17 protein-coding genes are annotated in these 21676 nt (G+C 68.7%); 14 read left to right on the forward strand and 3 right to left on the reverse strand.

The genetic code is table 11. The features are described 5' to 3' along the window. Positions 1-130 precede the first annotated feature (130 nt). The 8 genes from BKA15_RS05075 to BKA15_RS05110 all read left to right on the forward strand — a co-directional run bounded on the left by BKA15_RS05075 (position 131) and on the right by BKA15_RS05110 (position 11430). Positions 131-1450 (forward strand): ABC transporter substrate-binding protein, encoded by a 1320-nt coding sequence (locus BKA15_RS05075; RefSeq protein WP_179748654.1) that lies wholly within the window; start codon positions 131-133, stop codon positions 1448-1450. After that, entirely contained in the window at positions 1447-2514 is a 1068-nt protein-coding gene (locus BKA15_RS05080; RefSeq protein ID WP_218871074.1) for a Gfo/Idh/MocA family protein, read from the forward strand. The genes BKA15_RS05075 and BKA15_RS05080 overlap by 4 nt, the downstream gene beginning before the upstream one ends. After that, on the forward strand, positions 2511-4646 hold the full coding sequence (locus BKA15_RS05085) for a heparinase II/III domain-containing protein (protein ID WP_179748656.1): 2136 nt from the start codon (positions 2511-2513) through the stop codon (positions 4644-4646). Before BKA15_RS05080 ends, BKA15_RS05085 begins: the two co-directional genes overlap by 4 nt. Further along, positions 4643-6244 (forward strand): amidohydrolase family protein, encoded by a 1602-nt coding sequence (locus BKA15_RS05090; RefSeq protein WP_179748658.1) that lies wholly within the window; start codon positions 4643-4645, stop codon positions 6242-6244. The genes BKA15_RS05085 and BKA15_RS05090 overlap by 4 nt, the downstream gene beginning before the upstream one ends. Then, complete coding sequence (locus tag BKA15_RS05095) at positions 6241-7599, forward strand: hypothetical protein (RefSeq protein WP_179748660.1); 1359 nt, start codon at positions 6241-6243, stop codon at positions 7597-7599. Before BKA15_RS05090 ends, BKA15_RS05095 begins: the two co-directional genes overlap by 4 nt. A gap of 2 nt (positions 7600-7601) precedes the next feature. Further along, positions 7602-8915 carry an aspartate aminotransferase family protein gene (locus tag BKA15_RS05100; protein WP_179748661.1) on the forward strand — a complete coding sequence of 438 codons (1314 nt, stop codon included), beginning with the start codon at positions 7602-7604 and terminating at the stop codon, positions 8913-8915. A 63-nt stretch (positions 8916-8978) separates the two neighbouring features. Then, entirely contained in the window at positions 8979-9140 is a 162-nt protein-coding gene (locus tag BKA15_RS05105) for a hypothetical protein (protein ID WP_179748663.1), read from the forward strand. Between the two features lie 175 nt (positions 9141-9315). After that, positions 9316-11430, forward strand: coding sequence for an ABC transporter substrate-binding protein (locus BKA15_RS05110; protein WP_246322264.1), 2115 nt, complete (start codon positions 9316-9318; stop codon positions 11428-11430). A 6-nt stretch (positions 11431-11436) separates the two neighbouring features. On the opposite strand, the gene BKA15_RS05115 is transcribed toward BKA15_RS05110, so the two are convergent. Together BKA15_RS05115 and BKA15_RS05120 are read right to left on the reverse strand one after the other, a co-directional pair. Continuing rightward, a complete protein-coding gene (locus BKA15_RS05115) occupies positions 11437-11847 on the reverse strand; it encodes a type II toxin-antitoxin system VapC family toxin (protein WP_179748665.1) in 411 nt (136 codons plus the stop codon). After that, positions 11847-12089 carry a type II toxin-antitoxin system Phd/YefM family antitoxin gene (locus tag BKA15_RS05120; protein WP_179748666.1) on the reverse strand — a complete coding sequence of 81 codons (243 nt, stop codon included), beginning with the start codon at positions 12087-12089 and terminating at the stop codon, positions 11847-11849. Before BKA15_RS05120 ends, BKA15_RS05115 begins: the two co-directional genes overlap by 1 nt. Positions 12090-12236: 147 nt before the next feature. Between BKA15_RS05120 and BKA15_RS05125 the strand changes: the two genes are divergently transcribed. Genes BKA15_RS05125 through BKA15_RS05150 form a run of 6 tightly spaced genes read left to right on the forward strand, consistent with a single transcriptional unit; the run spans position 12237 to position 20252 of the window. Then, a complete protein-coding gene (locus BKA15_RS05125) occupies positions 12237-13850 on the forward strand; it encodes an alkaline phosphatase D family protein (protein WP_179748668.1) in 1614 nt (537 codons plus the stop codon). A gap of 53 nt (positions 13851-13903) precedes the next feature. Beyond that, complete coding sequence (locus BKA15_RS05130; RefSeq protein WP_179748670.1) at positions 13904-16237, forward strand: FAD-dependent oxidoreductase; 2334 nt, start codon at positions 13904-13906, stop codon at positions 16235-16237. Positions 16238-16257: 20 nt separating this feature from the next. Further along, complete coding sequence (locus tag BKA15_RS05135; RefSeq protein WP_179748673.1) at positions 16258-17019, forward strand: IclR family transcriptional regulator; 762 nt, start codon at positions 16258-16260, stop codon at positions 17017-17019. 28 nt (positions 17020-17047) lie between these two features. Next, positions 17048-18400, forward strand: coding sequence for an ABC transporter substrate-binding protein (locus BKA15_RS05140; RefSeq protein ID WP_179748675.1), 1353 nt, complete (start codon positions 17048-17050; stop codon positions 18398-18400). 5 nt (positions 18401-18405) lie between these two features. Next, positions 18406-19365 (forward strand): carbohydrate ABC transporter permease, encoded by a 960-nt coding sequence (locus BKA15_RS05145; RefSeq protein ID WP_179748677.1) that lies wholly within the window; start codon positions 18406-18408, stop codon positions 19363-19365. Then, positions 19362-20252 carry a carbohydrate ABC transporter permease gene (locus tag BKA15_RS05150; RefSeq protein WP_179748679.1) on the forward strand — a complete coding sequence of 297 codons (891 nt, stop codon included), beginning with the start codon at positions 19362-19364 and terminating at the stop codon, positions 20250-20252. The genes BKA15_RS05145 and BKA15_RS05150 overlap by 4 nt, the downstream gene beginning before the upstream one ends. Positions 20253-20322: 70 nt before the next feature. Here the strand turns inward: BKA15_RS05150 and BKA15_RS05155 are convergent, their stop codons facing one another. Beyond that, positions 20323-21528, reverse strand: a complete 1206-nt coding sequence (locus BKA15_RS05155; RefSeq protein WP_218871075.1) for a metallophosphoesterase family protein — start codon at positions 21526-21528, stop codon at positions 20323-20325. Between the last annotated feature and the right edge of the window lie 148 nt (positions 21529-21676).

The raw sequence follows: 21676 nt of genomic DNA on the forward strand, positions 1-21676 counted from the left end.
GATCCGGGACGCGCAGTGTCAATAGTTGCGGCTGTAAATGCACCTTCGGCCTTGACTTCGCTCCCGAGTCGGTTCGAAACTGTGTCCGTAACCCATCTTGAGGACATCACCCACAGCCAGGAGGGACGCCATGTCCGCGCCCACCGCCATCTCCCGCCGGAACTTCACCGCGGCCGCCGCCCTGCTGCCCCTGCTGGGCGCGGCAGGCTGCCTGTCCGGGAACCCGGCCACCGGTCCGCAGGCTCCGGCCGGGGACAAGTTCGCGGGCGACGTCGAGTGGTGGACGATCAACCTGCAGAAGAACTACGCCGACTACCTGAACGGCATGATCAACAGCTACACGTCGGAGCACGGCGACGTGAAGATCAACTGGGTCGACGTGCCGGGCCAGGACATCACCACCAAGCTGCTCGCGGCGATCGCCTCGGGCAAGGTGCCGGACGCGGTGAACTTCACCTCGGCCACCACCGGGCTGTTCGCCGGCCAGATGCGTGATCTCGGCGAGTTCTTCAGCGCCGAGGACCTGGCTGCCTATGCACCGGGCCTGACCGAGCCGCTGAAGAACGCCCAGGGCCAGCAGATCGCCATCCCCTGGTACAACGGCGGCACCTCGCTCGGCTTCTACAACACCGCGCTGCTGGAGCCGACCAGCTTCGATCCGCAGCAGCCGCCGAAGACGTTCACCGACGCGCTGGAACTGGCCACCGAGTACCACAAGGCGACCGGCAAATCGGCCACCAATCTGATCCCGACCAGCGCCGTCCTGCAGCAGAACGACATCCAGTTGCTCAGCGAGGACAGGAAGACCGCCGCGTTCAACAACGACGCGGCACGCGAGTTCGTCGCCACCTTCAAGCCGTTGTACGACTCCGGCGCCATCGCCCCGGGCGCGATCAGTTCGGACGTACGGAATCTGCCGCAGAACCTGGAGAATCAGCTGATCGCGTTCTCGCCGATCACCGTGTCGTCCAACCTGCTCAACGTGCAGAAGAACGCCCCGCAGGTCTACCAGAAGATCGCGGTGACGCCGCCGGTGACCGGCGCCTCGGGCACGTACATGATGCCCGGCCAGCAGATCTTCGGCATCCCGGCCAAGTCGGACAACCCGGCAGCCGCGGCGGAGTGGCTGAAGTTCGTCACCTCGGCGGCCAACCAGGTCGCGTTCTGCAAGCTCGTCGCGATCTATCCCTCGGCACCGAAGGCGCTCGAGGATCCCTTCTTCACCGAGAAGACGACCGACGCGACCGAACCGGCCGACGCCGCCATCGCGACCTTGATCAAGACGTTCCCGAACAGCGCCGACGCCTCGCTCGGGTCCGGCAACGACGAGCAGTTGCGGTTGATCTTCGACACCGAGATCGTCGCCTTCCTGACCGGGAAGAAGACCGCCGACCAGGCGCTGGCCGACGCCGAGAAGTCCTGGAACACCGAACTGGCCAAGCCCCGGTGACCGCGTCACTGCGGGCCGAGCCGCTGCGGATCGGGATCGTCGGCGCCGGGATCATGGGCCGAGGCAACGCCGTCGCGTTGTCGCGCGAGCCCGGCGTGTCGATCACCGCCTGTGTGTCCCGGACCCGGGCCAGTGCGGACCGGCTGGCCGACGAGATCGCCGGCCGCGGCGCTCCCCGGCCGCGCGTCCATGATCAGCCGCACGACCTGTTCACCGACGATGCGGTGGACGCGGTGGTGATCACGACTCCTGATCATCAACACGCCGACCTGGTGGTCGCCGCCGCCGAGGCCGGCCGGCACGTGCTGGTCGAGAAGCCGTTCGCGACCTCGGTGGCGGATGCCGACCGGGCCCTCGCCGCGGTCCGGTCCGCCGGGGTGATCGGGATGTGCCTGTTCAACCACCGTTGGGTTCCCGCCTACGCGCAGGCGTACGACGAGCTCGGCACGATGGGCGACGCCGCGGTAGCGTACGCCCGCAAGAACGACACGATCACCGTCTCCACCGAGATGATCAACTGGGCCGCCCACACCACTTCGGCCTGGTTCCTGTCCAGCCACGACATCGATCTGGTGTCCTGGCTGATCCGGGACCGGGTGGTCCGCGTCTACACGACCGGGCGCTGGGGCGTCCTGCGCGGGCGCGGCATCGACACCCCGGACGCGATCCAGATCCACGCCGAGTACGAACGCGGAACCGTCGCCACCTTCGAGTCGGCCTGGATCTCCCCGGCCAGCTTCCCCACCCCGGTCGACTCCTACATCGGGATCGTCGCCGAAGGCGGCGTGATCCAGTTGGACCGGCAGGCCGAGAATCTCGTGGTGGCCCGGCCGGACGGCCTGACCTATCCGCGGACGCTGCTGCAGCGGGTCGTCCACGGGGTGCCCGCGGGGGCGTACCGGGACGCGATCGTGCACTGGATCGAGTGCTGCCGGACCGGCGCGGAACCCCTGGTCACCTTGGAGAGCAGCCGTGACGTGACCGCCGTGCTGGCCGCAGCCCACGAGTCGCTGCGGACCCGTCAGCCGGTCGACGTGCCACCGCCGGCGGAGCCGAGCCGATGATCACCGCCCCGGTGCAGGGACCGGAGAAGCCGCGCCACATCGATGCCCGGGTCACGGCGCTGACCGACGACGACCTGATCGCGGCGTTCGGCCGCCCGGAAGGCGTCACCGGCGTCGCGGAGCTGCGGGCCTGGGTCGGCGCCCGGCTGCGCCCGGCGGCCTGGCCGCTGTCCGAGTGGGCCGACCGGGTCCGCGGCAGCGCGGAGGCCACCAAGATCATCGCCGCGGCCGACCGCCTGCTCGACAATGATCTTGACGTGACCGGCGCCGATCAGGGCCGCTCGCAGCGGTACGGCTGGCACTATCTCGGCTGGCTCGCCGAGGGCATTCAAGCCTGGCTGCTCACCGGCGATCACCAACGACTCCGGGCCGTGGACCGACACCTGGTCCGGTGGGCTGAGACGCGCGACTCGGTGATCGGCGAGTGGCCGGGGCTGGACGTGATCTGGTACTCCCTCGGCACCTGGGCGCGCTGCCGCAACCTGCTGCCGGCGCTCGAGGTGCTCACCCCGTCGGCGCTGTCCGACCAGGCCTGGCGCGACCTGGTGGCCGCGCTGATCGGCGGGGCCCGCTGGGCGTACGACGAGCATGATCGTTTCCGGCACGGCAACTGGCAACTGGTCTCGGCCACCCAGCTGATCCAGCTGGCCGCGGTGCTGCCGGACCTGACCGAGGCGGCCGACTGGGACCGCCGTGGCCGGGAGCGGCTGCTGGAGCACCTCGAACTCGACATCTACCCCGACGGCGGTCACTACGAACGCTCCCCCGGCTACCACGTGATGTGTCTGGACGCGGTGCAGCTCGCCGCCATGATCGACCGGGGGTACGGCGACGGCACGATCCTGCGGCATCCGCGGGTGCGGGCGATGCACGACTGGCTGGTGACGCTGACCGGCTCCGGCGGCTGGGTGCCGCACCTGCAGGACAGCGGGATCGTCTGGCCGGCCGACTGGCTCCGGAGGGGCGGCGAGCTGCTCGACGCCCCCGAGTTGATCACCGCCGCCGGTGCCCGGCGCGTGCCGGGGCCGCCGGCGATCGACCTGCTGCCCGACTCGGGATACGCCGTGCTCCGGGCGGAAGATGATCTTCGCATCGTGATCAACCTCGGCCCGCACATCGAGCACGAGCTGGAGTCGCACTCGCACCGCGCGGTGCTGGATCTGGTGCTGGACGGTTGGCGCCGGCCGCTGCTCTGGGAGGCCGGCGGGCCGGCCAGTTACGACGTGCCGGACTATCTGACCTGGTACCAGGCCGGCCGTGGCCACAACACCGTCACCGTGGACGACGCGGAACTCGACGACGACCGGGGTGCCCGGCTGCTCGGGTCCTGGACCGCCGGCCCGGTCCTCGCACTGTCCGCCGAACACCACGGCCACGGCACGGCCCAGCGCCGGGAAGTGATCATGGCCGGCGTCGAGCCGGTGGTGATCATCGTCCGGGACCGGGCAGAGCAGACGGCACCGCGCCGCTTTCGCTGCCACTGGCACGCGGTGGACCCGTGGGTGGCGTCCGGGACGGGCTTCCGTACCGGGTCGGCGGGCGGCCCGGGACTGTCGATCATCGTCCTGCCGGATGCCGACGAGACCGTACGCTTCACCGAGGGGGTCGCCCGGCGGCCCGATCCGGCGAGCGGTACGGCGGATTACGCCCCGCTGTACGGGCTCGAGGTGGAGCGCCGCTCCGGCGAGTTCACCACCGTGCTCCGTCCCGGACCGGCCGCGGATGATCTTGATCTCGTCGCGGCCGGTGGCGAGGACGGCCGGGTCGTGGTGCAGACTGCCGACGTGGTGGACACGATCGAGGCCACCCGCTGGGTCCGTCGGGACGCCTCGGGGGTGCTGCGCTGGGCGGCGGCCTGGGCCGGTTCCGATCTCGACCTGCCCGAGGTGTCGGTACGGCAGCGAGACCCGTTGGCCCGGACGCTGGCCTCGATCGGGCTGGCCACCGAGGCCGACCGGATCGGCCTCGACGTGATCAGCACGGGGCGGTCCGGCCTCCGGATCACCGGCCTGACAGCGGATGCCGGGCTCCGGTTGAACGGGATCGGCATCGACGCGCACCGGGACGGCGGCGTGATCACGATCGGCCTGCCGATGGCGGGACGGTGGCGCATCGACGGGCTGTGCCTATGACGCCCTGGCCGCTGCCCGAGCGGACCGGCTGGTTCGACGCCCACGTCCGGTCCGGCCGGCATCCCGAGCGCCCGTTCGGCCGCGGCGACGCCGCCGCCATCCGTGATCATCTGACCCGCTTCGGCTTCGCCGGCGCCCTGGTCGGCTCGAACCTCTCCTGGCTGCACGATCCGCTCACCGGTAACGCCGAGGCGTCCGCGATCGCTGCCGAGCTGGCCGATCATGGGGTGCTGGCCTGCTGGACCGCCGTCCCGGCCACACCGGGCGAACTCGCCGACCCGGCAGTGCTGGTCGACCGGGCCGCGGCGGAAGGCGTGGCGGCCTTCCGGCTGTTCCCCGACACCCACCGGTTCACCCTCACCGACCCGAGCCTGGACGGCTTCTTCGACGCGCTGGTACGGCACCGGCTGCCGCTCTGGCTGGACCTGGCCGAGGCCGGCTGGGCCGCGGTGGACACCCTGCTGACCCGACACTCCGCGTTGATCATCGTGGTCAGCCAGGCCGGCTACCGCGAGCTGCGCTACGCGGCACCGCTGCTCGCCCGCCATCCCGGGCTGCGGCTCGACCTGGTCAACCTGGCCACCCATCAGGCGCTGGAATGGCTGCACCACAACGGCTTCGGCGACCGGCTGATCTTCGGCAGCGGGTACGGACTCCGGGACCCAGCCGAGGCCGTGCTCCGCCTCTCGGCCGCCGGCCTGGACCCGGAAACGATCATGACCATCGGACGAAGCAACGCCGAGCAACTCTGGCCCCATCGTTCCCTGAGCCTGTCGAAGGGCGATCCAGATCCTGCCTTGCCCTTCGACAGGCTCAGGGAACGATCCTCGGTGGACGTGGTGGATGCGCATGCCCACCTGGGTCCGTACTCGAGGTTCTTCATCCCCGCCCCCGACGCCGACACCATGGTCTCGGTGATGGACCGGGTCGGCACCTCGGTCACCGTCCTGTCGTCGAACCTGGCCATCCAGCTCGACGCCGACCGCGGCAACGACGCCACCCTGGCCGCGGTCGACGCACACCCGGACCGGCTGGCCGGCTACGCGGTGATCAACCCGTGGCAGCAGCCCGATGATCAACTGGCCCGGGTCGAGTCGGACCGGCGGTTCGTCGGGATCAAGCTGCATCCCAGCCTGCATGCGTATCCGGTCACCGGCCGCCGCTACGCCGCGGTCTGGGAGTTCGCCGACCGGACCGGCTGCCCGGTGCTCAGCCACACCGCCCAGGGCTCGCCGTGGGACGCGCCGGCCGCCTTCGACACGGTGGCGTCGGCCTACCCGAAGGCCAAGATCATCCTCGGCCACTCCGGCATCACCCCGGCCGGCGTCGACGAGTCGATCATGGTGGCCGGCCGCCATCCAGGGCTGCACCTCGAGCTCTGCGGGTCCCAGCTGGTCGGCGAACTGATCATGGATCTGCTCGCCGCGGTGGGCCCGGACCGGGTGCTGTTCGGCTCCGACTTCCCGTTCATCGACCATCGGCTCTCGCTCGGCCGGGTCCTCGGGCTGCCGGCCCCGGACGACGTCAAGCGCGCCGTGCTGGGCGGTTCGGCTCGCCGGCTGTTCAGCTGGCGTCCGCTACCCGGATCGGGAGGATGATCATGAGCGAAGAGCCGAAACGCCCACAGAACGGGCCGGACGTCACTGTTGGGCTGGTCGGCCAGCGACGCCTGCTGCGGGAGATGCAGTCCTGTGCCCAGCAGGTGATCGAGCGGTACGCGCCGCAGCGACTCAAGTTCGTCACGGCGCCCACGGACGACGGCGACGAGGAGGCCGCGATCGAACGGATCGCCGACCGGATCGACGCCGCGGTGTTCCCCGGCCCTTGGCTGTACGACCGGATCCGGCGGACCGGCTGGCTGACGGTGCCGGCGACCCACGTTGCGCTCAGCGGCTCGGCGCTCTACTCCGCGCTGCTCCGGGCCCGGCTCGCCGACCCGGCGATCGACCTGACCCGGCTCAGCATCGACTCGCTGCGCCGGTCCGACGTCGTCGAGGCGTACGAGGAACTCGGGCTGTCCGCCGACCGGGTCCGCTGCCTGGCCTACACCGGTCCGGAGTCGGTGGGCGAATTCGCCGGGTTCCACGCCGAGGGGCTGGCCTCGGGCGAGGCGAGCCTCGCGCTGACCACGATCCTGTCCGTGGAACGGGAACTGCGCGCTGCCGGTCATCCCGTGCTGCGGCTGTCGCCGACCCGGGCCACGGTCAGGGACGCGATCGAGACGGCTGTCCTGCTCGGTCAGGGCACCCGGCTCGGCGCCAACCGGATCGCCATGATCGCGGTCCGGTTGATCACCGCGCCCCGCTCGGCGGCCCAGGACACCGACTACTGGCAACAGGAACTCGCCCTCGCGGCGCAGCAGCGGCTGCTCACCCACGGCCGCCGGGCCGGCGCGACGGTGACCCGGCGGTCGGACACGTTGTTCCTGGTCACCACCACCCACGAGGGCCTCGACCTGCTCACCGAACGGCTCCAGCTGGCCCCCTTCATGTCCATGATCACCGCCTCGCTCGGCGTACCGGTCGCGGTCGGCGTCGGGGTCGGCCCGACCGCCCGCAGTGCCGAGGCCAACGCCCTGGGCGCGGTCGAGGAATCCCTGGCCGGCAAGGGAACCTACGCGGTCTACCGGGACTCCGGCGGTGACCGGATCGACCTGCCGCCGGGCTCGTCCGACACCGCCCGGGTCGAATCCGTACCGGACAACGGGTCGAGCCAGGACGACCGGCTGCGCGCGATCATGGACCGGCTGGTCGAGCGCGCCGACGAAGATCAACCGGTGATCGCCGACGTCGAGACCGTCGCCGCGGCCATGGCGGTGACGCCGCGGACCGGCCGCCGGATGTTGAAGGACCTGGTCGCGGCCGGGCTCGCCTGGCCGTTGCCGTCGGCACCGTCCGCAGGTGGCGGCCGGCCGCGACAGCTGTTCCGCCTGCTCACCGAGAAACTGGAGTGATCATGACCACCCCGCCAGCACCGGACCGACCCCGTTCGGCTTCGGCGTACGAACGCGCCCGCCGGGTGATCGCCGGCGGCGTGTCCAGCGACGCCCGGCGCAGCGCCGGGATCCCGCTCTTCGTCGATCACGCCGCCGGCGCCGAACTGTGGGACGTCGACGGCCGGCGCTACCTCGACTACGTGCTCGGCCAGGGACCGAACCTGCTCGGCCATGCCTCGCCGCTAGTCGCGGAAGCCGTTGCCACACAGGCGAAGCGCGGGGTCGCCTACGCCGCGCAGCACGAGCTCGAGGCGTCGGTCGCGGAACGGCTCTGCGCGATGATCCCGTGCGCCGAACTGGTGCGGTTCAACAGCGTCGGCTCCGAGGCCGTGCACGGCGCGATCCGGCTGGCCCGCGGGCACACCGGCCGTTCCTTGATCATCAAGTTCGAGGGCAACTACCACGGCTGGCTGGATCCCGTGCTCTACAGCGTGCATCCCGATCTCGCGGCCGCCGGCGACGCCCGCCATCCGGCCGCTGTCGGCGGCACGGCCGGCCTGCCGCCGGAGGGGGCGAACGGGCTGCTGGTGCTGCCGTACAACGACCTCGAGGTGCTCACCCAGACCATGGCAACCCGGGGCGACGAGGTCGCGGCGGTGATCATGGAACCGATCCTGTGCAACACCGGCTGCATCACGCCCGACCCCGAGTTCGTCGGCGCGGCCCGGAAGCTGACCGCCGACCACGGCGCGTTGTTGATCTTCGACGAGATCATCACCGGCTTCCGGGTCGCGCCCGGCGGCGGCCAGGAACTGATCGGCGTGACGCCCGACCTGGCCACGTTCGGCAAGGCGCTGGCCGGCGGCATGCAGGTCTCGGCCCTGGTCGGTCGCCGCGAGGTGATGGACACGATCAGCAGCGGGACCGTGGCCCATGCCGGCACGTTCAACTCCCATCCGGTCGCGATGGCCGCCGCGGACGCCGTACTCGCCCACCTCGATGATCATGCCGACGAGATCTATCCCGCCCTCCGGGCGACCGGCCGGACGCTGATGGACGGACTGCGGCAGATCGCCGGCCGGCACGGTGTCCCGCTGCTGGTCGACGGTCCCGGCCCGGTGTTCCAGACCTACATCACCGACCAGCCGTCGGTGCGGAACTACCGCGACTTCGCCGCCTGCGACCGGGCCGCGATGGCCCGCCTGCACGAACTGTTGCTGGCCGGCGGGATCAACATCGTGCCGCGCGGCCTCTGGTTCCTCTCCACCGAGCACACCGAGGCGCAGGTCGCCGAGACGCTCGACGCGGCCGAGGCCGCCTTCGCCCGGCTCTAGAAGCTGACGAAGTTTCTGGCGAGCTCAGGCACGGCCTGTCCGAGCGTCGTGATCATCCGAGACGTGCTGACGCCCGAGAATCTGATCCGGGCGCTCGTCCCCGACCTGCCGTCCATTGCCGACGCGATCGCGACGCACGGAAACGCCGTCTTTTCGTTCAGCGCCGGGCGCCCGATCAGGGCCGAGAAGCTGCCCCTGCTCCAGCAGGGGTACGCGGGACCCTGACCCCCGGCGCCGGGTCTCACCATGCGGCCGCAGGGCTGTGGTGGTGCCCGTCGTTCCGTAGGTTAAGCGCTTAGATGCCTCGAGGCGGAGGCTCGTTCTCGACGTTCGGGGGAGCCGAGAGCGAGAGAGCAGCGCGTGCCGTCGGCGAGGACAACAACGACGTTGGAGGACCCCGATGCACATGCCCAAGATCTCCCGGCGCAACCTGCTGTACGGATCCGCCCTGTTCGCCGGTGCCGCGGCGCTGGGCGGTTGCTCCAGCGGGGGCGACACTCCGAACGGCAACGGTTCCAACGGGCCCCGTTCGGAGGCGCAGGGCTCGGCATCCGAGCCGCTGGTCGCCCCGGGCACGTACCAACAGGCGCCCGCCCTGGAGGGGCAGGACCTGCCGCCCGTGCAGGAGCGGCTGCCCGAGCATCCGTACGTCATCCCGCACCGCTGGGTCACTCCCGGCAAGTACGGCGGCAAGCTCAACATGAACGTCTTCTCCACCACCGGTGCGGCCGGCGCGGTCTCCGACTTCGAGTTCTTCTACGGCAACTCACCGCTGCGCTATCTCAACGACGGCAAGGATGTGGGCCCGGGCCTGGTCGAGTCGTGGGAGTCCAACGACGACGCCTCGGAATGGACCTTCCACTTCCGCAAGGGCCTCAAGTGGTCCGACGGCGAACCGTGGACGACCGCCGACGTGATGTTCTGGTGGGAAGAATTCGTGCTCGAGCAGAAGATGGCCGTGACGCCGCCGGACGAGGCCCGCTCCGGCAAGGGCACCCTGGCCACCTTCACCGCCGTCGACGAGACCACGCTCAAGATCAGCTTCGATGCGCCGGCGCCGCTCACGCCGGACCGGATCGCAATGTGGGTGAACGGTCCTCGAGTGGGCCCCTTCTGGGCCATGCCGAGCCACTATCTCAAGCAATTCCACCCGAAATTCAACAAGAGCGTCGGCGAGGACTGGGACGCAGTCGGCGGCCTGATGGCGACCCGCTCCGACTGGCACCGCAATCCCGAGTGTCCGACCATGACCGGCTACCGGTGCAAGTCGTTCGACAACTCCCGCGGCGTAGTGCTGGAGCGCAACCCGTACTACTGGTGCGTGATGCCGAACGGTGATCAACTTCCCTACCTCGACGAGATCCAGATCAGCGTCGTCACCGATGATCAAGTCGGCAAGCTCCAGATCCAGCAGGGATCCGTCGACTATTGCCATGGCCCGTTCAACCGGGTCACCCTGAACGACGTCCAGGGCCTGAAGGACTCCACCGCCAAAGCCGGCACCGAGATCATCCTGTGGGACAGCGGTTCCGGCACCGGATCGATCTTCTTCTTCAACTACGACTACATCGACGACGATCTTCGGGAGCTGATCCGCAACCCGAAGTTCCGGCAGGCGGTCTCGTACGCGTTCGACCGCGAGGCAGTCCGCCAGTCGGTCTACTTCAACACCGGCGAGCCGACCACCGGGACGCTGAGCCCCAAGGCCATCGAGTACCTGGTGAACGACACCGGCAAGCAGGCCTACACCGGCTGGCGCGATTCCTACGTCGCCTACGACCCGGAGCAGGCCAAGCAGATCCTGGACGAACTCGGGGTGGTGGACTCCGACGGCGACGGGATCCGGGAGTTGCCCGGTGGCAAGAAGCTGAAGCTGCGGATCGACAGCCAGGCCGACTCCTCCCCCGAGCACTCCACCAAGGACAACCAGTTGGTGTCCGACCTGAAGGCCATCGGGCTGGACATGGCGATCAACCCGATCCCGCCGCAGAGTTTCGATGATCAGTGGAAGACCGGCAAGCTGATGTCGCGCAGCAACTGGGAGGCGAGCGACGGACCCAACCTGCTGGTCCACCCCACCTGGATGGTCCCGATCGAACCCACCCGCTGGGCCCCGCTGCAGGGTCAGTGGTACCAGCAGATCGGCACCAAGACCGCCGGCACCGAGCTGGAGTTGAACCCGTGGGAGCGGCACCCGCCGCGGATGGAGCCCGAGCGGGAAGGGCCGATCCAGAGGATCTGGGATCTCTACAACGCCAGCAAGGTCGAGCCGGACGAGATGAAGCGGCACGAGCTGGTCTGGGAGATGATCAAGATCCACATCTCCGACGGGCCGTTCTTCATGGGCTGCGTCGCCAACTTCCCGCAGATCACGGTGATCAAGAACGATCTGCGCAACGTGCCGCGCCGGGAGAATCTGACCCTCGGCGGCTTCGTCAACACCTGGATCCACCCGACGCCGGCGGTCTACGACCCGGAATGCTACTTCTGGGAGAATCCCGACCAGCACGCGTGATCGAGGCTATGACCCCCAGGGATTGATCACCCGGCGCGCGACCCGGGCCAGATGTTTCTCGTTCCGGGTCACGACGGTCATCTTGTGGTGATCGGCGATGGCGCCGATCATGCAGTCCTTCATCTCGATGTTGGTCACTTTGTGTGCTTCGGCGGCACCGATCGCAGACCTGGTGTCCAGGGAAAGCACCCTGTCGCAGAACCCGCTCACGACCTCGTCGAACCACTGGCCGAATGCCGCGATCTGCTTCGGGTCCTGACCCGGTATGTTCAAGATGCCGAGCTTGAGTTCATAGATGGTCAGTGATGTCGTATACAGGGTCTCCTCATCGTGATCTCTCATCCACTCAGTGACCGCCGGGTTGGCTGCATCCTTCTTCCGGATCTCGGAGATGACGTTGGTGTCCAGCACGAACATCAGAACGTGGCCCCCTTGATATCCATCTCTACCGGAGGAATTTCAACGTCGTGGTACTCGTCCATCTGCAGGCGGGTCACGAGGTCGACCTTTGGAGCACCCTTCAGCCTCCGGTACTCGTCGATGTTGATCACCACGTAGGCAGGCTTCCCATGCTCGGTGACATACACCGGCCCCTCGTCCGCCTTGCGCTTGGCCGAGGTGGGGTTCCGGTTGAACTCCTGGGACGACATAATGCTCATCAGACCTCCTGGTAGTTAGCTACCTACCAGTGTAGGCCCTCGATCTCCTGCTGCAGCCGAAGCGCCGTCGACTGTTGTGCATATGTTCAGTCCATCATGCGCATCACGCATTGCCAACGATGGCTCGCGGGGCTTACCTTCTCGGCCATGGGGGATTCGACGAAGTTCACCGCCCGCACCTCGTTCCGCCGGCTCGACAGCGAAAGTCGCCGGCGCTTCCTGGCTCTCGCCGGCGGCGGTGCCGCCGGCCTGGCCTTCGCCCTCCGTCGACCTGACCCGGCTCGGGCGGAGACCACCACCAAGATCAACTCCTACCCGTTCCGGGCCGGCGTCGCGTCCGGCGACCCGCGACCGGACTCGGTCGTGCTGTGGACCCGGCTGATCACCGACCCGCTCGACTACACCGGCGGACTGCCCGCCACCGACCGCTACCGGTTGGACTGGCAGGTGGCCTCCGACGAGGGATTCACCAAGATCGCCCGCAGCGGGACGGCCAGCGCCTTCGCCGAGAACAGCTACGCGGTGCATGTCGTGGCCGGTGGGCTGCAGCCGTCCCGGCGTTACTGGTACCGGTTCCGGATCGGTGATCATGTCTCCGAACCGGCCAGCACGCTGACCGCGCCCGCGCCGAACGAGACAAGGCCGCTGCGGTTCGGCTTCGCCTCCTGCCAGAACTACCGGGCCGGCTACTTCAACGCGATGCGCGACGCCGCCGGCGCCGACCTGGACGCGCTGCTCTTCCTCGGTGACTTCATCTATGAGTACGGCCTCCTCCAGATCAGCAACGGCCGGCCGGTCAGCGGCATGCCGCCCGAGGCCGAGGTGACGGCGACCGACCTGGCCGACTACCGGTTCCGGTACGGCCTCTACCGCAGCGAGGGCGACCTGCAGGCGGTCAGCCACAACACGCCGTTCATCTCCACCTGGGATGATCATGAACTCGCCAACGACTACGAGTCCGGCCCGCTCGATCTCGATCGCCGCGCGGCGGCCTACCGGGCGTTCTGGGAGAACATGCCGCTGCGCCGGCCGCAACAGCCGCAGGGCTCCGATGCCAGGATGTACCGCCGGCTGAGCTACGGGACGATGGCCCAGCTCGACGTGCTGGACACCCGGCAGTATCGCGACCCGGTGGTCGGCTCGACGGTGCCCGACGAGGGCGGCCGGCGGGATCCCGACCTGGTCATGCTCGGCGCGGAGCAGGAGCAGTGGCTGCTGGACGGGCTCGGTGCCCGCCGGGTGCGCTGGAACCTGGTGCCGCAGCAACTGCTGCTGGCCCGGCTCAACACGGCGTCCGGACCGGACCGGCCGACCCAGTTCTCGGGCGGCACCTGGGACGGCTATCAGGCCACGCAGCAGCGGGTCTTCGGTGCAATCGGCGATGCCCTCGATGCCGGCCGGGTGCGCAACTTCGTCGCCCTCGGCGGCGACGTGCACCGCTGCTACGCGTCCACCGTGCCACGCGACACGCTCGACCCGGAGGGCCCGACGATCGGGGTCGAGGTGACCAGCCCGTCGGTGTCGAGCGCGCTCGACTTCGACCCGGAGGCCAACGAACGCGCGCAGATCCGGCGCACCATGAACCCGTTGCTGGCCTGGGCCGATCTGCACTGCGGCTACGGGATCTGCGACCTCGACTCGGACCGGATGATCATCGAGGTCCGCGGGACCGACAAGGTCAGCGTCCGGGAGGATGCCCGGACCCTGGCCCGGTTCACCGTCGCGGACGGCGACCGCAGGTTCAGTTCGGTCGACGTCTGAGACCTTCATAGCCAACCCTGTACATGCGCTATTCGCATACCTAAGGTGTAGTCATGCACACGCCGCCGACGTCGTCCAGCACCCGAACCGGTCAGCTCTACGTGGCTCCGGCCGAGCCGCGCCGCGACTTCCGTACCGAACGGCTCGAGGCCGGCCTCGTCGTCGTGGGCGGCGGCATGGCCGGCACCTGCGCCGCCATCACGGCCGCCCGGGCCGGCGTCCGGGTGATCTTGGTCCAGGACCGCCCGGTGCTCGGCGGCAACGCCTCCAGCGAGGTGCGGCTCTGGGTGCTCGGCGCCACCGCACACATGGGCAACAACAACCGGTGGGCCCGCGAGGGCGGCGTCGTCGACGAGATCATCGTCGAGAACACGTACCGCAACAAGGATGGCAATTCGCTCATCTTCGACACCATCCTGTTGGAGAAGGTGCTCGAGGAGCCCAAGATCACGTTGCTGCTCAACACGGCGATGGTCGGCGCCGAGGTGGCCGACGGCAAGATCGGCGCGGTGTCGGCGTTCTGCAGCCAGAACTCCACCCGGTACGAGATCACCGCTCCCCTGTTCGCCGACTGCACCGGCGACGGCGCGCTCGCCTTCTCGGCCGGCGCCGGCTTCCGGATGGGTGCCGAGGCGGCGTCAGAATTCGGCGAGCTGTTCGCGCCGACGGAGGAGTACGGGCCGCTGCTCGGCCACTCGATGTACTTCTACAGCAAGGATGTCGGGCATCCGGTGCGGTTCACGCCGCCGTCGTACGCGCTCGCCGACCTGTCCTCGATCCCGCGGGCCCGCAGCTTCAACACCAAGGAGGACGGCTGCCGGCTCTGGTGGATCGAGTGGGGCGGCCGGCTCGACACGGTGCACGACACCGAGTTGATCAAGTGGGAACTGTGGAAGGTGATCTACGGCGTCTGGAACCACCTGAAGAACTCGGGTGAGTTCCCCGACGCCGAGAACCTCACCCTGGAATGGGTCGGGCAGGTGCCGGGCAAGCGCGAGTCGCGCCGGTTCGACGGGCTCTACCGGCTGCTGCAGAGCGACATCCTCGAGCAGCGGCAGCACCATGACGGCGTCGCGTTCGGCGGCTGGTCGATCGATCTCCATCCGGCCGACGGCGTGTTCTCCGAGCATCCGGGGAGCAACCATCTGCATGCTCGGGGGATCTACCAGATTCCGTACCGGTGTCTGGTCAGTGCCGACGTGGACAATCTCTTCCTGGCCGGCCGGCTGATCAGCGCCAGCCACGTCGCGTTCGGCTCGACCCGGGTGATGGGCACCGGTGCGCACATGGGCCAGGCCGTCGGCGTCGCCGCCGCACTTTGCCTGCGGGACCGGATCGCGCCGGCCGAGCTCGCCGCCGAGGACCGGACCCCCGAACTGCGCAAGGAACTGCTCCGCCGGGGCCAGCACATTCCCGGGGTCCCGCTGGACGACCCGGACGACCTGACCCGGCGCGCGGTGATCACCGCCTCCTCCGAGGCCTCCCTCGCCGAGTTGCCGGACAGCGGCGCGGCGGTCCCGCTCGATCTGTCCCGCGGCCAGCTGTTGCCGCTCGACGCCGGGCCCGTCCCGCAGTTCCAGTTGATCTTCGATGCGGACCGCCCGGCCACGGTACGGGCCGAGCTCCGGATCGGGCAGCGGCCGGACGACTACACCTGCGACGTCGTGCTGGCCGCCACCGAGATCGAGCTCGCCGCCCGCACCGGCCAACCGGTCAAGATCGACTTCGACGCCGTACTCGACCAGCCCGGGTACGCCCAGTTCAGCCTGCTCGCCTGCGAGGGCGTGGCGGTCCACGTCAGTGATCAACTACTGACCGGCACCGTCGCCGTGCGGCACAAGACGACCCAGGAGGAGGACGCCGCGATCGGCAGGCCCCGGCTCGAGTTCTGGACGCCGGAACGCCGGCCGGCCGGACGCAATCTCGCGCTGCGGCTGGAGCCGGCACCGGCGAGCCACCCCGCGACCAACGTCGGCACCGGCTCGGACCGGCCGACTTCCGGCAGCAACGCCTGGGCGGCGGCCTTCGACGATCCGGCACCTCGATTGGACCTGACCTGGCCCGAGCCGCAACAGGTCGGCCGGATCGAGTTGTCCTTCGACACCGATTTCGATCATCCGATGGAGTCCGCGCTGTACGGGCACCCGGAGGCCGAGATGCCGTTCTGTGTCAGGGACTTCCGGGTCACCGCGGGCGACCGGGTGCTGGCCGAGGTGACCGGCAACCACCAGACCCGGCACGAGTTGATCTTGGACGAGCCGGTGACGACGGATCGGATCGCGATCGAGGTGCAGGCCACGAACGGCAACGCGCCGGCCGCGATCTTCTCGGTCCGCTGTTACGCCGACCCCGACGCGCGGATCGTCCGGTCCGCCGGCCGGGCATGAAGCTGCACGACAATGCGGGGATGACCGATACTCGCGCCTCCGCGGGCGGCGTCCAGTCTCTCGCCCGCGGTCTGCAGATCCTGCGCACCCTGATCGACGAGGGTGCGCCGCTGACCGGCACCGAGATCGCCCGGCGGTTCGGCCTGCACCAGAGTTCGATCTCCCGGGTGCTGGCGACGCTGATCGATCTCGGCTACGTACGCAAGGACGGCAACGGCAAGTTCGTGCCCGACTACGGGATCCTGACCTTCGCGCCGGCGATCCCCCAGTTCCCGCTGGTGATCAAGCCGCGCGCCACGATCGAGCAGATCGCGGACGAACACCCCGGCTTCACCGTCCACCTGTGTCTGCTCTGGCGGACCGAGATGATCTACCTCCTCCGTACCGCCATGAACAACCAGACGATCACGTTCTGGGGCTCGCCGTTCCCGCTGCACGTCTCCTGCCCGGCACTGCGGCTGCTGCTCGACCTGCCCAAGGCCCAGGCCACCGAGATCTTGAACGCCTCCAAGGGGCGCCTCGGCTGGACGCTGACGACGCCCAACGTGCCGGCGACGGTGCCGGCAACGCTGACCGCCGCCCGGAAGCTGCTCGAGCACGACGTGTTGATCTTGGACGAGTGGTACGAACTGGGCGGTGTCGGTGGCGCCATCCCGTTGCACACCGACGAGAACATGCCGGTGGCGCTCGCCATCACCGGACCCACCGACAAGGTGGACCACGCCACCCTGCGGCTCTGGCTGCACGACGCACGAAGGAGGGTCGAGGCCGCCCTGGCCTGACCCGCGAAACTCAATGGGGAGAAGGAACATGATCAACACAACAACCGAGCCCAAACCATGGCGACCCCGTGCGGTGCCGCGGCGTGCCGTCCTGGGCGGGCTGGCGGCCACGGCCGCCGGCGGCCTCGCCGGCTGCGGTAGCGGTGGCACCGGCAACCCCGGTGGTGGCGGGGGCAAGGGCGGCGTCCTCAACGTGTGGGGCGGGGTGCCGGCCGAGTCCGGCCCGGACGATTTGATCAAGGCGTTCAACGAGGAACACCCGAACATCAAGGTGACCTATACCCGTTACGTCAACGACGACCAGGGCAACCTGAAGCTGGACACGTCCCTCCAGGGTGGCGTACCGATCGACGTCTTCTTCTCCTACAGCCCGGCCAACGTCAAGAAGCGCAGCGGCCTCGCGCTCGACCTCACCGAGCGGGTCGCCGCCGACCCGGAGCTGGCCCCGTTCACCGCCGACGCCGACCCGATCAACAACTACCCGCTGGACGGGAAGCTGTTCTGCGTGCCGGCCGCACTGGCGCCGCACAACGTGTACGTCAACGAGACCATGATCAAGGACGCCGGCATCACGCTGCCGGAGACGTGGGATGTGGACGAGTTCGTCGAGATCGCCCGCAAGCTGACTGTGCCCGGCAAGACGTTCGGCTCGCTCAACGCGCCGACGATCGCCCGGCCGACCCTCGGTTCGAACTCGAACTACACCGAGGACGGGAAGGCCAACTTCGCCAACCCGCTGTTCGCCCAGGAGCTCGAGCTGGCCCTCTCCCTGCAGAAGGAGGGCACCACGATGCCGCAGGCGCAGATCCTGGCCGAGAAGCTCAAGACGTTCCCGCACACGCCGTTCATCGCCGGCCGGGTGGCCATGGTGATCCAGGCGGGACACCTGGTCCGCTACATCGGCGACACCAAGGAGTACCCGCACGACTTCAAGACGATCTGCATGCCGACGCCGGCCCCGGTGAAGGGCAAGCCGTACTGGAACACGGGCAGCATCGGCGACCTGATGTCGATCAGTGCGAAGTCGAAGAACGTCGACAACGCGTGGACCTTCGTCCAGTTCTGGGTGAAGAACGCCGCCAAGTTCATGATCAAGGGCGGCCGGCTGCCGTCCCTGGTCGGCGACGCGAAGCCGACCGACATGATCGCCCAGCTGCTCGGCCCGGAGCGCGACAAGCTCTACGACCCGGCGTCCTTCGAGCGGTTCCTGTTCTCGTCCGACCTCCAGGTGGCCGTGGACACGAAGTTCTCCGGAGCGACCCAGATCACGCAGATCATCGACAAGCTCACCGACGAAGTGCTGCTCGGTGACCGTACCGTCGACAGCTGGGTGACCGAGGCCGTCAAACAGGCCGACGCCGCGATCGCCACCGCACCGTGAGCACGATGTCCGACGCCACCGCCGTCGACGGGACCCGGGCCGTCACGGCCCGGCCGGCCGCGACCCGGCGCCGGGCACGCGGTCCGGGCGGCATGTCGCCCCGGGTCGGCTGGCTGTTCATCCTGCCCAACCTGCTCGGGTTCGGTCTGTTCACGCTGATCCCGCTGCTCTCGGGACTCGCGATCGCCTTCACCGACTGGGATGTCGTGTCCGGGCTGGAAGGGCTCAGCTTCGTCGGCCTGGCCAACTTCACCGAGCTGGCGGCCGATCCGGCGTTCTGGTCCGCGGTCCGGCGGACGCTCACGTACGCGGGCTTCGGGGTGCCGCTGACCATGATCGGCGGGATGGCGCTGGCGTTGGCCCTGAACGGCGAGGTGCCGGGCCGGGCCGCGCTGCGGGTGATCTTCTTCATCCCGCACATCGTGTCGTCGATCGCCATCGGCTTCGTCTGGCTGCTGCTGCTCAACCCGTCCAGCGGCCTGATCAATCTCGCGCTGCGCACGATCGGTATCAGTGAGCCGCCGACCTGGCTGGTCTCGCAGGAGTGGAGCCTGCCGTCGCTGATCTTGATCGCCATCTGGTCCGGGGTCGGTTTCCACGCCGTGATCTACCTGTCGGCGCTGCAGAGCATGCCGGCCGATCTGCACGAGGCGGCCGCCATCGACGGCGCCGGGCCGCTGCGCCGGTTCGTCACGGTGACCTGGCGGTCGCTGATGCCGACCACGACGTTCCTGTTGATCACGTCCATGATCAGCCAGTCCCAGGGCTTCGGGCTGATCGCGTTCCTGACCCAGGGCGGCCCGGGTGATTCGAGCACCACGATGTCGTACCTGATGTATCAGAACGGCTTCCAGTTCTATCGGTTCGGCTACGCGGCAGCGATCGGCGTGACCAGCTTCGTCGGCGTGTTGATCTTGAGCGTGCTGTTCTGGCGGCTGCAACGAAACCAGGGGCTGTACTCATGACCGCGACCACCACACTCCCCCGGCCGGCCCAGCCGCTCCGCCGCACGCCGGCTCGCAACCGACCCGCCGCCCGGGCCCGGCGCTACACCAAGGCGATCATCCTCTGGGCGCTGGCGGTCGGCTTCCTGCTGCCGTTCGTCTGGATGATCTCGTCGTCGCTGAAGCGCAACCTCGACGTGTTCTCGATCCCGGTGCGCTGGATCCCGGACCCGGTCCAGTGGGCCAACTACGCCGAGGTGTGGTTCGGCGAGGCGTCGATCGCGCGCTACTTCGGCAACTCCTTGATCGTCTCGCTGATCGGCGTGGTGGGCGACCTGACCACCTCCTCGATGGCCGGGTACGCGTTCGCCCGGCTCTCGTTCGCCGGCCGGGACAAGATCTTCCTGCTCTACCTGGCCACCGCGATCGTGCCGATGCAGCTGTTGCTGATCCCGCGCTTCATGTACTTCCAGCAGCTCGGGCTCTACAACACCCTCTGGGCATTGATCCTGCCCGGCATCTTCACCGTCTTCGGCACGTTCCTGATCCGGCAGTTCTTCGTCGCCGCGCCGGCCGAACTCGGCGAGGCGGCGCGGATCGACGGTGCGAACGAATGGCAGGTGTTCTGGCGGATCTATCTGCCGCTGGCCCGCCCGGTGCTGGCCGCGCTGGCGATCATCAGCTTCGTCGGCTCCTGGAACGACTACGAGACGCCGTTGATCATGCTCTCGGACAAGTCGAGCTACACGGTGCCGCTCGGGCTGACCCAGTTCGTCGACTCCGACGGCGGCCTGTCCGCCGGGCTGGCGATGGCCGCGTCCGTGTCGTCGGTGGTGCCGATCATGATCGTGTTCCTGATCTTCCAACGGAACTTCATCGCCGCCCTGGCGCACAGCGGCCTCAAATGATCCCTTGCCTCCCAGACCGGGGAGGATCCGGCCGCGTGTACCCGGCAGGATGCTCCCCGATCATGGGCGACTAGCGACGGGACGGATCCAGTGGTGCGGGCGGGATCGGCTGGTCGTTCGCGGTCAGGTCGATGCCGAAGTCCTTGGCCCAGACCATGTGGGTGTCGATCTCGATGTCGTCGTGCTGCTCGGTCAGGGTGAAGACCCGGGCGCCGCGGAGCCGGTTCCGCTCCGCACCGGACAGGCCGTAGGTGCCGAAGCCTGTGTTGCCGGCGTAGCCGAGCAGCACACCGTAGTAGTCGCCGACGTAGGTGTTCACATGATCATGACCGCAGAAGACGCCCTTGACGTCGCCGCGGTCCAGGATCGCCGAGAACATGCCGCTGTTGATCGGGCCGGGGCACTCGTCCTCGTTCCGCTCGCCGACGATCTTGTGCCGGGCGACGGCGCGTTCATGATCGGCAGCCGACCGGCCGTCGACGCTGCCCCACCACATGAAGCGGTACTCCCACAGCGGGATATGGATGAACATCAAGCCGGGGACCAACCGACGGGCCTGGCGTTCCACCCGGCGGGAGGTCTCGGTGTACCAGTGCACCTGGTTCATCCGCAGCCAGTCCCAGGTCGGGTAACCCTCGAAGTCCTGGCCGGCGATCTTCTCCGGGGCGTAGCGGCCGCTGTCCAGCAGGAACAGGTTGAACGCCGGCCGGCGATCCTTCGAACCGTTGATGATCAGGTTCATGTTGCCGGTGCCGGTGACGTCGTCCGGGCCGGGCCGGTTCAGGTTGTGTGCGTACGAACGGTAGAAGGCGAGCATGTCGGGCTCGTCCAGGCCGGTGTCCGGCGTGGAGTCCTCGTCGTGGTTGCCGAACGTCACCGCCCACGGGATCTTGCGATCCTCCATCGGCAGCACCACGTTGTTCATCGCCTGCCGCATCGCGAGCGCGTTCTCGCAGCCGCCGGTGATGTTGTCGCCGTTCATGATCACGAGATCCGGCCGCACCGAGTCGAGCGTCTTCTCCATCAACTCGATCGTGCGGCGGTCGATCTGCTCGTCGTCCTGGGTGTCGTTGAACTGCACGATGGTGAAGGTGCCGTCGTTGCCGAAGCTCAACTGCCGGTTGCCCCGGGGCTTGGCCTGAGCCGGGAACCCGTTCACCGCCGCCGCGCCGAGACCGACGGCGGCCGCCGCGCCGCCGATGCCGATGAACCGGCGCCGATCGATGCCGGGGGACGGTTCGTCCGTTCCGAGCAGGTGTTGATCATGGTCAGTCACAGTAGTCCCCCGTCTGCCGTCCGGCGCTGTCGGCCGGGAGGCTAGTGTCGCGCGTCCCTAGTTCCTTAACTGTTGGCGACGCCCAGGCACGCACCTCGCGGCGTTCTCCTCAGTCGATATATGACCCGATATGTCTTCCTCGTCGGCC

The sequence above is a fragment of the Microlunatus parietis genome (genome assembly GCF_013407955.1).
Lineage (GTDB): Bacteria > Actinomycetota > Actinomycetes > Propionibacteriales > Propionibacteriaceae > Microlunatus > Microlunatus parietis.

Bases quoted from the DNA above. Each gene is read 5' to 3' on its own strand.
- BKA15_RS05090 (WP_179748658.1), top strand. From the start codon at position 4,643: ATGACGCCCTGGCCGCTGCCCGAGCGGACCGGCTGGTTCGACGCCCAC.
- BKA15_RS05150 (WP_179748679.1), top strand. From the start codon at position 19,362: ATGACCGCGACCACCACACTCCCCCGGCCGGCCCAGCCGCTCCGCCGC.
- BKA15_RS05075 (WP_179748654.1), top strand. From the start codon at position 131: ATGTCCGCGCCCACCGCCATCTCCCGCCGGAACTTCACCGCGGCCGCC.
- BKA15_RS05140 (WP_179748675.1), top strand. From the start codon at position 17,048: ATGATCAACACAACAACCGAGCCCAAACCATGGCGACCCCGTGCGGTG.
- BKA15_RS05110 (WP_246322264.1), top strand. From the start codon at position 9,316: ATGCACATGCCCAAGATCTCCCGGCGCAACCTGCTGTACGGATCCGCC.
- BKA15_RS05120 (WP_179748666.1), bottom strand. From the start codon at position 12,089: ATGAGCATTATGTCGTCCCAGGAGTTCAACCGGAACCCCACCTCGGCC.
- BKA15_RS05130 (WP_179748670.1), top strand. From the start codon at position 13,904: ATGCACACGCCGCCGACGTCGTCCAGCACCCGAACCGGTCAGCTCTAC.
- BKA15_RS05135 (WP_179748673.1), top strand. From the start codon at position 16,258: ATGACCGATACTCGCGCCTCCGCGGGCGGCGTCCAGTCTCTCGCCCGC.
- BKA15_RS05100 (WP_179748661.1), top strand. From the start codon at position 7,602: ATGACCACCCCGCCAGCACCGGACCGACCCCGTTCGGCTTCGGCGTAC.
- BKA15_RS05085 (WP_179748656.1), top strand. From the start codon at position 2,511: ATGATCACCGCCCCGGTGCAGGGACCGGAGAAGCCGCGCCACATCGAT.
- BKA15_RS05095 (WP_179748660.1), top strand. From the start codon at position 6,241: ATGATCATGAGCGAAGAGCCGAAACGCCCACAGAACGGGCCGGACGTC.
- BKA15_RS05115 (WP_179748665.1), bottom strand. From the start codon at position 11,847: ATGTTCGTGCTGGACACCAACGTCATCTCCGAGATCCGGAAGAAGGAT.
- BKA15_RS05145 (WP_179748677.1), top strand. From the start codon at position 18,406: ATGTCCGACGCCACCGCCGTCGACGGGACCCGGGCCGTCACGGCCCGG.
- BKA15_RS05125 (WP_179748668.1), top strand. From the start codon at position 12,237: ATGGGGGATTCGACGAAGTTCACCGCCCGCACCTCGTTCCGCCGGCTC.